10 protein-coding genes are annotated in these 11,778 nt (G+C 72.9%); 5 read left to right on the forward strand and 5 right to left on the reverse strand.

Annotated features, from left to right (window positions below):
* Positions 1-206: 206 nt before the first annotated feature.
* On the forward strand, positions 207-2,654 hold the full coding sequence (locus QCN29_RS08865) for a right-handed parallel beta-helix repeat-containing protein (protein ID WP_279927177.1): 2,448 nt from the start codon (positions 207-209) through the stop codon (positions 2,652-2,654).
* Here the strand turns inward: QCN29_RS08865 and QCN29_RS08870 are convergent.
* A complete protein-coding gene (locus tag QCN29_RS08870) occupies positions 2,581-5,145 on the reverse strand; it encodes a hypothetical protein (RefSeq protein ID WP_398859159.1) in 2,565 nt (854 codons plus the stop codon). The genes QCN29_RS08865 and QCN29_RS08870 overlap by 74 nt on opposite strands.
* Before the next feature lie 154 nt (positions 5,146-5,299).
* Here QCN29_RS08870 and QCN29_RS08875 point away from each other — a divergent pair, with 154 nt between their 5' ends.
* Together QCN29_RS08875 and QCN29_RS08880 are read left to right on the forward strand one after the other, a co-directional pair.
* On the forward strand, positions 5,300-5,800 hold the full coding sequence (locus tag QCN29_RS08875; RefSeq protein ID WP_279927178.1) for an SRPBCC family protein: 501 nt from the start codon (positions 5,300-5,302) through the stop codon (positions 5,798-5,800).
* Positions 5,801-5,860: 60 nt separating this feature from the next.
* On the forward strand, positions 5,861-6,352 hold the full coding sequence (locus tag QCN29_RS08880) for an SRPBCC family protein (protein ID WP_279927179.1): 492 nt from the start codon (positions 5,861-5,863) through the stop codon (positions 6,350-6,352).
* Between the two features lie 113 nt (positions 6,353-6,465).
* On the opposite strand, the gene QCN29_RS08885 is transcribed toward QCN29_RS08880, so the two are convergent.
* Positions 6,466-7,599, reverse strand: coding sequence for a PLP-dependent cysteine synthase family protein (locus tag QCN29_RS08885; RefSeq protein ID WP_279927180.1), 1,134 nt, complete (start codon positions 7,597-7,599; stop codon positions 6,466-6,468).
* A 185-nt stretch (positions 7,600-7,784) separates the two neighbouring features.
* Between QCN29_RS08885 and QCN29_RS08890 the strand changes: the two genes are divergently transcribed.
* Positions 7,785-8,102, forward strand: coding sequence for a hypothetical protein (locus QCN29_RS08890; protein WP_279927181.1), 318 nt, complete (start codon positions 7,785-7,787; stop codon positions 8,100-8,102).
* 110 nt (positions 8,103-8,212) lie between these two features.
* A complete protein-coding gene (locus QCN29_RS08895) occupies positions 8,213-8,827 on the forward strand; it encodes an ATP-binding protein (protein ID WP_279927182.1) in 615 nt (204 codons plus the stop codon).
* A 4-nt stretch (positions 8,828-8,831) separates the two neighbouring features.
* Here the strand turns inward: QCN29_RS08895 and QCN29_RS08900 are convergent, their stop codons facing one another.
* The 3 genes from QCN29_RS08900 to QCN29_RS08910 all read right to left on the reverse strand — a co-directional run bounded on the left by QCN29_RS08900 (position 8,832) and on the right by QCN29_RS08910 (position 11,746).
* Positions 8,832-10,352: a DEAD/DEAH box helicase gene (locus tag QCN29_RS08900; RefSeq protein WP_279927183.1), complete on the reverse strand. Its 1,521-nt coding sequence runs from the start codon at positions 10,350-10,352 to the stop codon at positions 8,832-8,834.
* 86 nt (positions 10,353-10,438) lie between these two features.
* Positions 10,439-10,642, reverse strand: coding sequence for a cold-shock protein (locus QCN29_RS08905; RefSeq protein ID WP_030575165.1), 204 nt, complete (start codon positions 10,640-10,642; stop codon positions 10,439-10,441).
* 255 nt (positions 10,643-10,897) lie between these two features.
* Positions 10,898-11,746: a YhjD/YihY/BrkB family envelope integrity protein gene (locus QCN29_RS08910; protein ID WP_279927184.1), complete on the reverse strand. Its 849-nt coding sequence runs from the start codon at positions 11,744-11,746 to the stop codon at positions 10,898-10,900.
* Between the last annotated feature and the right edge of the window lie 32 nt (positions 11,747-11,778).

An 11,778-nucleotide genomic window follows, 5' to 3' on the forward strand; every position in this document is an offset into this window, starting at 1 on the left:
CGGGGGGCCCGGCGCCCGCACCGCGTTCCGGCATGCCTCGGCCCCCGTGGCGGCCCGTGCGGCTGAACCTCGCTCCGGCCGTCACATCTCGTCAACTCCCCGGCCCTTCCCGCGCTACGGTGGTGCGATCCCCTGCGGGGGCATTCGGGGGCGTCCCCCTCAGAGGCGCGCGGAACGGGATCACGAGGTGGGGGCAGAACAGCGCCATGGCACAGGGCACGGTCCAGGTGACGCACACCAGCACGTCCCGGTGGCGACGCCGCACGGGCGAGTACGCCTCCCTCGCCGCCGCACTGGAAGCCGCGGCGGACGGCGACGTCCTCACCGTCTCGCCCGGCACCTACCGTGAGAACCTCGTCGTCCGGCGCGCGGTCACCCTGCGCGGCGCCGAGGGGGCCGTCGGCTCCGTGCGCATCGCGCCCGCCGACGGGGTGCCGCTGACCGTCCGGGCCTCCGCCACCGTGCGGGACCTCCAGGTCGAGGGCCAGGACACGGCCGCCCCGGCGCTGCTGGTCGAGGACGGCACCCCCGAACTGATCGATCTGCGCATCGTCACCCGCTCCGCGTCCGGGCTCGAGGTACGCGGCGCCGCCCGGCCCACGGTGCGCCGCTGCACGGTGGACAACCCCGCGGGCGTGGGCATCGGCGTACTCGACGGCGCCGGCGGGCTGTTCGAGGAGTGCGAGGTCGTCTCGGCGGGCCAGTCCGGCGTCTTCGTCCGCGACGGCGCGCACCCCCGTCTGGAGAACTGCCGGATCCACCACGCGGGCGGCGCGGGCCTCGCCGCCTCCGGGGAGGGCAGCGGATTCGAGGCGATCGGCTGCGAGGTGTACGAGATCAAGGGCACCGGCGTGCAGATCGGCGCACGCGCCGGGGCGCATCTGACCGATTCGACCGTGCACCGCACCACCGCCGACGGCGTCACGCTCGACACGGACGCGGTGCTGACGCTGTCCGACTGCGACATCCACGACGTCCCGGAGAACGGGATCGATCTGCGCTCCCGCTCGGTCCTCACACTCACCCGCTCCACCGTGCGCCGCTTCGGCCGCAACGGCCTGTCGGTCTGGGACCCGGGCACCCGCGTGGACGCCAACCAGTGCGACATCCACGACAGCACCGGCGACTATCCGGCGGTGTGGGTCAGCGACGGCGCAAGCGCCGTCCTCGAATCGTGCAAGGTGCACGATGTGCCGGACGCCTTGTTCGTCCTGGACCGCGGCTCCCGCGTGGACGTCGTCGACAGCGATCTCAGCCAGGTCCGCAACACCGCGGTGTCGGTGAGCGACGGGGCGACGGCCCAGCTCGACGACTGCCGGATCAGCCGGGCGTCCACCGGGGCCTGGTTCCGCGACCACGGCAGCGGCGGCACGCTCGGCGGCTGCACGCTCGACTCCGTGCAGACCGGAGTGATCGTCACCAAGGGGGCGGACCCGGTCGTCGAGCGCTGCACGGTCACCTCGCCCCTGGAGGCCGGCTTCTATGTCTCGGCCGAGGGGCGCGGGACGTTCCGCGGCTGCCGCGTCACCGGCAGCTCGGGCTACGGATTCCATGTGATGGACGGCTGCCGTACGACGCTGAGCCGGTGTCGCACCGAGCGGTGTGCGCGCGGCGGCTATGAACTGGGAGAGGACGGGGCGACTTCCGTCGACGACTGCGCGAGCGATGAGAGCGCCATGCTGCAGGCCCCGGCCGAGCCGCCGGTCGCCGCGGCGACCGGGCGGACCACCGCCGTGCTCACCGCGCAGCAGTCCCCCGGACTGCTCTCGGCGGTGCCGGACCAGCGCCCGGCGGACGCGTCCCCGTCCGCTCCGGGGCTCTCGGGCGCGCCGACGCGCAACTCCGCCGCCGTGCTGGGCGAACTGGACGCGCTGGTCGGCCTGGACAGCGTCAAGCGGGAGGTCCGCTCCCTGACCAACATGATCGAGGTGGGCAGGCGCCGGCAGGAGGCCGGACTGAAGGCCGCGTCCGTCCGCCGCCATCTGGTCTTCACCGGCTCCCCCGGCACGGGCAAGACGACCGTGGCCCGGCTGTACGGCGAGATCCTGGCGTCCCTCGGGGTGCTGGAGCGCGGTCATCTGGTCGAGGTCTCCCGCGTCGACCTCGTCGGCGAGCACATCGGCTCCACTGCGATCCGCACCCAGGAGGCCTTCGACCGGGCTCGCGGCGGGGTGCTGTTCATCGACGAGGCGTATGCGCTCTCGCCTGAGGACTCCGGCAGGGACTTCGGCAAGGAGGCCATCGACACGCTGGTGAAGCTGATGGAGGACCACCGGGAGGCGGTGGTGGTCATCGTCGCCGGGTACACGGACGAGATGGAGCGCTTCCTGTCCGTCAACCCCGGTGTGGCCTCCCGTTTCTCACGGACCATCACTTTCCGTGACTACGCTCCGGAGGAGCTGCTGCGGATCGTGCGGCAGCAGGCCGAGGAACACGAGTACCGGCTGGCCGAGGGCGCCGCCGAGGCGCTGCTGAAGTACTTCACCGAACTCCCCAAGGGCCCCGCCTTCGGCAACGGCCGCACCGCGCGCCAGACGTTCGAGTCCATGGTGGAGAAGCACGCGGGACGTGTGGCCGCCCTCACGGAGGCGGACACGGACGCGCTGACGCTGCTGTATCCGGAGGACCTCCCGTCCCTTCCGGGCCCGGGGTAGGCGAGGGCCGGCGCGACGCCTGGTGTGGAACCGGCGGCGTCAGCCGGGCCAGCAGGCGGGCGCGTTCGGCCGCGAAGAGCGGATCCGCCTGGTAGTCGGAGTGCCCCAGTATCGGCTCCGGCAGCGGATGACGGTCGGAACGGCCGTACGCCACCGGGTCCTTGAGCGCCTCCCGGTCCACGGTCCGCTCCCCGGGTCCGTCCGGCGGGATGAGCACCGGTCCGCCGATGGGGTCGGTGCGCCTCCAGAGGTTGCGCCAGACGTGCAGTTCGGAGCTCAGCCCCTGCAGCGCCGCCGGGCCGAAGTACGCGGGGAACCAGCGGCCGTACAGCCGTTCCAGCGGCGATCCGTAGGTGAGCAGGGCGACCCGCCGCCGGGTGGCGGCCGGAAGCTGCCAGACGGCGGACGCGGCCAGCACACTGCCCTGGGAGTGGCCGGAGATGACGAGCCGCCCGCCGGTGCGCGCGGTCCAGGTGCACATGCGCCAGGTCAGGTCGGGGACCGCGCGCTCCGCATAGCACGGCGGCGCGAAGGGGTGCGCCGCGCGCGGCCAGAAGGTGCCGACGTCCCAGAGGATGCCGATGGTGCGCCGCGCGGAGGCGTCCCGGTAGGCGCGGCGGCCCCAGGTGACGAAGAGCAGGAAGCCCACGCCGATCAGCCAGGAGCCCAGCGCCTGCACGGTGGTGGCCAGCGACTCGGTGAACGGGTGCGCGTCGGCGAAGGCGCGTCCCGGCGCCTGCCCGCTGATCCACGCGCCGAAGACCCCGCCCGCTCCGAGCAGCAGCGTCGCCGCGGACACGGTGCCGACGATCGCGGGCGCCGCGTCGGTGAGGGCCGCGCGGGCGCGGACGCCGGCGATCCGCCGGGTCCGCACCGGGTCGGGGCGGCCGGCCCCGTTGCCGCCGTCCTCCCCGCCGTACTCCCCCTCCACGGTCCCGCGCAGCCGCCGCGCCTTCAACGAGGTCCGCACGGCGAGCGCGGCCGCGGGCACGAACAGCACGAGCAGCAGCACGGGGATCACCGACGCCTGCCAGCTGAGCAGCACCGGCGGACCGATGATGTCGCCCTCGTCGCCCGTGCCGGGGACGCCCGCGCCGTCCAGATAGTCCCCGACCCACTGGGCGAGCCCCCCGGTCATCACCCCGCCCAGCGCGCAGGACACCATCGCGACGGCCGGTCCGGCGAGTCCGTGCATGACGGTGCGGGGGTGGCGGGCCCGGCGGTGCAGAGCGCGTGCGGCGACCGCGAGGGCGATGACCAGGGCGCCCTGGGCCAGTGCGATCACGCGGAAGGCGACATCGCCGGGGAGCGTGCCCGCGGAGACCCAGTCCGGGCGGGACCAGGAGGCGTACCCGGCCGACAGGACGAGGAGCACGACGGCCGTGCTCGGCAGCGCCCGGACGGCGGCGCGGTCCAGGCGGGCGTCGATGCGGCGCTCGCTGCGCCCGCGGCGCAGCACCACCCACACCACCGCCGCGCCCGCTAGGGCGAGCGCTCCTTCCAGCAGCCGTCCGGCGACGTCCAGCGCGGCGCTGTCCGCGCCGCGGTCGTGACGCGCCGCGGCCCCTGCGACCGCGGCGGCGATCGTGAGCAGGCCGGCCGCGGTATGCGCGGCGCGCAGCCGGGCGACGAGCCGCCGCCCGTACCAGAAGCCCGGCCTGCCGAGCGCGGGCCGCACCGCCGGTCCGCCGCCGGCCGGCCCGCATTCGCCGGGATCGCCGTCGCCGGAGTCGACGTCAGGGTCGGAGTCGGAGTCGGAGTCGCCGTAGCCGTCGGCGTCGGCGTCGGCGTCGGCCTCGGCGTCGGCGACCGCGGGCGGGGCGTCCATCTCCCCGGCAGGCGGGCGCTGGGACTCGTACGCGCTCCAAGTGCGGTTGGACAGGAACCACAACAGGGCGACCAGCGCGGCGGGCACGACCGCGGCGACGGCCAGACGGCGGCCCGGCTGCGCCCACCAGCCCCCCCGGGCGCCGGACAGGAAGCCGAGCCAGGACCGGTCTGTGCTGCACCCGGCCGACCCCGCGCACTGCCAGGCGATCAGATCGAGGGCCACTTCGCAGGCGGCGGCGGTGAGCAGCACGGTGAGGCTGAGCGCGACCAGCCGCACCAGCGCCCCGTACAGCCGGGTGGTGCGGCGCAGCCCTTTCGCGCGGGGGCGCATCCAGTGGGCGAGATTGACCACCATGAACGGCAGGAGCAGCAGCCACAGGGCGCGGGCGCCGTTGCCCGAGGTGAGGTTCGACCAGCAGTACGCCTCCGGGATGGGCCGGTCCCGGTAATGCTCGGGGCGCCGCTCCGCATCCGCGTCGGCGGCGCGCCGGAAGACTGCGGCACGTTCGTCGCCGCTGATCCTCACGGTGCGCGGGTCGTCGAGCATGCCCTGCGGGGTCGCGCCGCCGACGCCGTGGACCAGTAACTCCAGTGCCGGCCCCGCTCCGCCCTGCGGGCCGGAGACGGGTGATGGGGAAGGGAGCGAAGGGGCTGGCGGCACGGTCGACTCGCTCTCTGCGGCACGGCGCGGGGACTGCGGCGCGGGGCAACGGTCAGGATCCCGGACCGGGGTGGCCGGGCACACTGATATCACGGAATCTCCCCGCGTCCGGACGCCTCCTCACATGCGGCGCGGCACATGCGAGTATGGCGTCGTGACCGTCTTCCGGCTCACCCGTGCCACGACGCTGTCCGCCGAGAAGGCGTGGCGGCGGGTCACCGACTGGCGGGCGCATGCCGCCCGGGTGCCGCTGACGTCCGTCACTGGGGTCGTGTCCGGCGGCGCGGCCGCCGGGCCGCCGTCCTCGGGACAGCGAGCGGTGTTCACAGAGGGCACGGTGTTCACGGTGCGTACGGGCGTGGGGCGCGTCGGCGTCGACGATCCGATGGAGGTCGTCTGCTGGACGCCGCCCGCTGCGGGACGCCCGGGGCGCTGCCGGCTGGTCAAGCGCGGAAACGTCGTCAAGGGCTGGGCGGAGATCGAGGTGTTGCCGACGCGGGCGGGGCCGGACGCCGGCTGTGTCGTCGTATGGACGGAGGAGTTGTCCCTCCGGCCGCTGCCGCGGCTGCTGGACCCGCTGGTCGCACGGGTCGGGCGGGTGGTGTTCGGCCGGGCGCTGGACGGTGCGCTGCGCTCGCCCGCCGAAGACAACTGACGGGACGCCAGTTATGGTGGGGCGGACCGTCCGACCCCTCTCCCGCAGGAGGTACGGTCCATGGCCCGAGGACTCCGCTCTCTCCGCCGTGTGGAGCTCGACTTCTTCCCGTCCGCGCCGGTGCGGCTGGTGTTCGCCGATGAGATCGCGGCCACGCCCGAGGCGGTGTACCGGGCGCTCGCAGACGATGTCGCCGGCTGGCCGCGCTGGTTCACGGCCGTCACCTCGGCACGGTCCACGCGTCAGGGGGCGGGCCGCGAGATACGGCTCAAGGGCGGGACCCGCTTCGTCGAGACGGTCCTGGCGGCGGAACCGGGCGTGCGCTACGTGTACCGGGTGGACGGGACGGACGCGCCGGGGCCGCGGGCGCTGCTGGAGGAGTGGCGGCTCACGCCCGTCCCCGGCGGTTGCCGCGTGCAGTGGACCATGGCCGCGGACGGCCCGGCGCCGCTGCGGATCGCCATGCGTCTGGGCCGTCGGGGGCTGGCCCGGGCCTTCGCCAAGGCGGTGGCCAATCTCGAGCGTCTGCTCGCCCGTTCCACCACTCCCTGACGACTCCCACCACGCCCCGACCGCTCCCCGACCGCAATGCTCCGCGCCCCCGACGCGGCCCCGACGCGGCGGCGCCGGGGCCGCGTCGGCACGCCGCCGACGGCCCGTCACGGTCAGTCCGGCCACTCCCCGGTGGCGAGGAACAGCTCGACGGCCGCCGTGTACGGAGCGATGTCCAGGTCCTGCTCCGCCAGCCAGTGGTCGGAGTAGTACTTGTCGAGGTAGCGGTCGCCGGCGTCGCAGATCAGGGTGACGACGCTGCCCCGCTCCCCGCGCTGCACCATCTCGGCGACAATCCTGAGCGCACTCCACAGCCCGGTGCCGGTGGAGCCGCCCGCCTTGCGGCCGATGACCCGTTCCAGCGCCCGCACCGCCGCAACGGTGGCCGCGTCCGGCACCTTCATCATCCGGTCGATCGCCCCGGGCACAAAGCTGGGCTCCATCCGCGGCCGGCCGATGCCCTCGATCCGGGAGCCGCAGTCGCTGGTGGCGGAGGGGTCGTCGCGTGTCCAGCCGTCGAAGAAGCAGGAGTTCTCCGGGTCCGGCACACAGACGCGGGTGTCGTACTGCATGTAGTGCACATAGCGGGCGATGGTCGCCGACGTGCCGCCGGTGCCCGCCGTGGCGACGATCCAGGCGGGCTCCGGGTAGCGCTCCAGCCGCAGCTGCTGGTAGATCGACTCGGCGATGTTGTTGTTGCCGTGCCAGTCCGTGGCCCGCTCGGCATAGGTGAACTGGTCCATGTAGTGGCCGCCGGTGCGCTCCGCGAGCGCCGCCGACTCCTCGTACATCGTGCGCGGGTCGTCGATGAAATGGCACCGCCCGCCGTGGAATTCGATCAGCCGGCACTTCTCGGCGCTGGTCGTGCGGGGCATCACGGCGATGAACGGGACCCCGATCAGCTTGGCGAAGTACGCCTCCGACACCGCTGTGGAGCCGCTGGACGCCTCGATGACCGGCTTGTCCGGCCTGATCCAGCCGTTGCACAGCCCGTACAGGAAGAGCGAGCGGGCGAGGCGGTGCTTGAGGCTGCCGGTCGGATGGGTGGACTCGTCCTTGAGGTAGAGGTCGATCCCCCACTTCTCGGGGAGCGGGAAACGCAGCAGATGGGTGTCGGCGGAGCGGTTGGCGTCGGCCTGCACCTTGCGCACGGCGTCCTTGAGCCACTCCCGGTACCCGAGGTCACTGCGGTCCACGTCCACGGTGGCGGCCGCTTGGCCTGTCACTGCCTGCTCACTGATGCTCATGCGTGCCGTTCCTTGCCTCTTCGCCATCGGTCCACACCTGCAACAGTAAGCCCACGACCTGCGGAAACATTCGCTTTGGGCATCCATAGGGGTCACTTGTGGACGGTCGTCCCACAGGCTCTGGTGCGAGGGCCGGTTGTTGTGCAGACTGCGAGCAGGAACCTGCGCGAAAGGGGCCTGTGCCGATGGAGATGACGGAGCCAGAGTTCCGCGCGACCGGTGTGCGGATCGAGCGGTGGCCGCGTTCGCTCACCAGGGCCGGACAGGTGCTGATCAAGGACGGCAGACTGGCGCTGCTGACCAGCTACGGCCGGGTGATCGACAGCGCCCCGCTGCGTGCCGTGCGGGCGGGCAAGCCGTGGTTCGCGGGCGACGACAGCACGGTCGCCACGCTCAACGGCCACCGGTACCGGCTCACCATGGGGCAGCGCAGCAGCCGGATACGCGACGGCAGGGCTCTGGCCGGGCACTTCCTGGAGGCCGTTCGGGGCCCCCGTCGCTGAGCGTGTCCGTCCGGATGCCATGAGTTGCGCGGCGGTACGCGCTGGTTCACCCTGGCCTTACGCATCCGATCCTTCGTCTTCTTCCGGACCTCATTCGGGGAGTCGCAGCCGTGATCAGCCAGCCAAGCAGGCACTGCACGGTGGAGCTCCAGGCCCTGCCGTCGCGGATCGGTCAGGTACGCAGAATCATCTCCGCTCAACTGCGCTACTGGCACCTCGATCCGCTGATCGACCACGCGGCGCTCGGCGTCACCGAGTTGCTGACGAACGTCCATCGCCATGCACAGCCGGACAAGCTGTGCCGGGTGGAGCTCAAGCTGCTGCGGGGGGTGCTCAGGGTCTCCGTCCGCGATCACGACCCGCGCCTTCCCGTCCCGCACGGCGGCGTCGGGACCGGTCTCGGCTCCCGTGCCGACGTCGACACGGGAGGGGCTGCCGGCGTGGAAGGGAGGGGCGGCACGAGAGGGAGGGGCGACGCGGACCCGTTCGCCACATCCGGCCGTGGGCTCGCCCTCATAGAGGCGATGAGCGAGAGCTGGGGCGCACGGCCCGACGGCGAGGACGGCAAGGTCGTCTGGTTCACGCTCGCCGCGCCGCCCCCGCCGCCCCTGGCGGCCGCCCACCCGGCCCTGTACGGCGCGTCGGCGGACGGCCCCTTCGCGGCGGAGGAGGACCGGCCGGGGCGGCGGGGCCCCTCGACCGCGCGGTCCGCGGTGGCGGGCTGACCGTTTACCGCTTGGCTCGGTTCACCGCCCCGCCGGTCGCGGACGCACTGCCGGATGCCGTCGCCCCGGCCTCGGACCGGCGGTCGGAACCCCGGCTCCCCACTCTGGCGGCAGCGCCTGCCGCCCCCCTGGCCCCGCCGCCGTTTCGGCGGCGGCGGCCGGATCGCCTGCCGGGCTTGGCGCCGGTCTCCCGGTCCGGGCGGGACGCCGTCCGTGTCGACGGCGGGGGCACCTCGAGCGTGACGGCCACGCCGGAGGGCTCGCGGGCGCCGGTGATGGCGGCCAGCTCCGCATCGCTTGACGTGACGCGGGTCGTCCTGGGGCGGATGCCGGCGTCCGACATAAGGCGGGTGACGTCCCGTTTCTGGGCGGGCAGGACCAGCGTGACCACACTGCCGGAGCCGCCGGCGCGGGCCGTGCGGCCGCCCCGGTGGAGGTAATCCTTGTGGTCGGCGGGGGGATCGACGTTGACGACGAGGTCGAGGTCGTCGATGTGTATGCCCCGGGCCGCGACGTTCGTCGCCACCAGGGCGCTGACCTGACCGTTCCTGAACTGCTCCAGGGTGCGGTTCCGCTGCGGCTGGGAGCGGCCTCCGTGCAGTGCCGCCGCGCGGACGCCGACGGCCAGGAGCCGCTTGGCGAGCCGGTCGGCGGACCTCTTGGTGTCGAGGAAGAGGATGACCCGGCCGTCACGGGCAGCGATGCGCGTGGTGACGGCCTTCTTGTCGGTCTCGTCCTGGATGTGGAACACATGGTGCTCCATGGTGGTCACCGCTCCCGCGGACGGGTCGACGGAGTGCACCACGGGGTCGGTCAGAAACTGCTGCACCAGGCGGTCGATATTGCGGTCCAGGGTGGCGGAGAAGAGCATGCGCTGCCCGTCGGGCCGTACCTGCCGGATCAGCTTGGTGATCTGCGGCAGGAAGCCCATGTCGGTCATCTGGTCGGCTTCGTCCAGCACCGTGATGCGTACGTCGTCGAGCACGCAGTCCCCGCGTTCCACGAGGTCGTTGAGCCTGCCGGGGCTCGCCACGACCACTTCCGCGCCGCGCCGGAGCGCACCGGCCTGTCTGGTGATGGACAGCCCGCCGACCACGGTGGCCAGCCGGAGGTTCACCGCAGTCGCATACGGGGTCAGCGCGTCCGACACCTGCTGGGCGAGTTCACGCGTGGGCACCAGCACGAGGGCGAGGGGCGCCTTGGGCCGGGCACGCAGTCCGGCCGTGCGTGCCAGCATCGCAAGCCCGAAAGCGAGCGTCTTGCCGGAGCCGGTGCGTCCGCGCCCCAGCAGGTCACGGCCGGCGAGCGAGTTGGGCAGCGTGGCGGCCTGGATCGGGAACGGGGTGGTGACGCCCTGCGCGCTGAGGGTCTTCAGCAGCCCCGCGGGCATGTCCAGACCGGCGAAGTCCTCGACGGCGGGAAGTGCGGGTGTCGTGCTTTCCGGCAGTCGGAATTCCCTCGGCGGCGACGCGGACGGTCGGGGCGACGAGGCCCGCCGGTTCGGCTTCTGAGGCCTGCGGGACATGCGGTTCTCACCTTCCTGGAAACAGCGCAAACCGGGGTCCGCACCCTGACGGTGCAGACCCCGGTGCGCGGATACGCGTCCGGCGGTCAGGCGGGGACGATGTTCTCCGCCTGCGGGCCCTTCTGGCCCTGCGTGACGTCGAAGGAGACCCGCTGGCCCTCCTGGAGCTCACGGAAGCCCTGGGTCGCGATGTTCGAGTAGTGGGCGAAGACGTCGGGACCGCCGCCGTCCTGCTGGATGAAGCCGAAACCCTTTTCGGAGTTGAACCACTTGACGGTTCCCTGTGCCATGACATTCTCCTTCTGTAGGCAGAGGCCCCATCCGGAGATGCCGGAAACAAATAATGCACCTGAAGGAGAAGCATTCCCGTCAGGCGCACATAGGTTCATGGGTACCACAACTGCAACTCCAGGACCGTAGCACAGCTCGGACGGCCCGTGGCGGATCACCGACGCGCGCGCCGGATGGCGACCCGGTCGTCGTGCGGCCGCCGGCACTGCCCGCGAGGGGAGTGCGGGACCCGCGGCTGCTCCTCGCGGCGGCGCTCAGGGCAGGCCGAAATCGCTGCGGATCCTGCGCTCGGTGCGGCGTTCGTGGATCAGCCGGCCGACGAGCGCCCCGCCGTAGACGACCACGCCGACGCCGACGAGCCAGGACTGGATGACCAGGACGGTCCCGAAGGGCCCGTAGGTGACCGCGTTCGAAGCGATCAGCGGCGAGAAGACGAGCTGGGAGAAGATCCGCAGGCCCAGCATCGCCAGCGCGGTCGTCACCGCGCCGGGCAGCAGGGCCCGCCACCTCACCCGCCCGCCGAGCAGCAGCCGCTGCGAGAGCCAGAAGAAGACGAAGGTGCCGATCAGATCGAGCAGCGCCCCCGCGTAGCCGAGCCAGCCCGCGTCCTCCGGCACCGGGTTGTTGACGAACGCGACCAGCGCGAAGATCAGCAGCGCCAGCCAGACGACATGCCGCCACATCGTGTGCCAGCGCGCGGTGGGCAGGTCCCAGACCCGCTCATAGCCGGTCTGCACCACGGAGCCGAAGGTCAGCCCGAACACGGTCAGCGCGGCGAGACCGAAGGCGGTGGTGCGCTGCAGCGCCTCGTCCGGGACCCCGAACAGGTCCCTCACCTCCTCCTGGGAGGACTCCGAGACCCCCAGGGCCTCCCCCAGCCAGCGGGCGAACCCCTCACCGCTGGCCGGGTCCGCCGCGGCGACCACGATGAGCAGCGGAACGAGCGTGAGGAACCCCAGGGCCGCGAAGCCCATCGCGCGGTGCATCAGCTCCATCCGGCGGGCCCGGTTCCAGCCCAGCCCGACGGGCGACTCGAGGATCCTGCGGTGCAGGTCCCGGAGGCGGTGGGCGTGGTGGGCCGCGCGGGCACGCCTGTGGTTCATACGTGCTCGCTACCCGCAGGGCGCGGGCGACC

The organism is Streptomyces chengmaiensis, from assembly GCF_029846775.1.
Taxonomy (GTDB): Bacteria; Actinomycetota; Actinomycetes; order Streptomycetales; family Streptomycetaceae; genus Streptomyces; species Streptomyces chengmaiensis.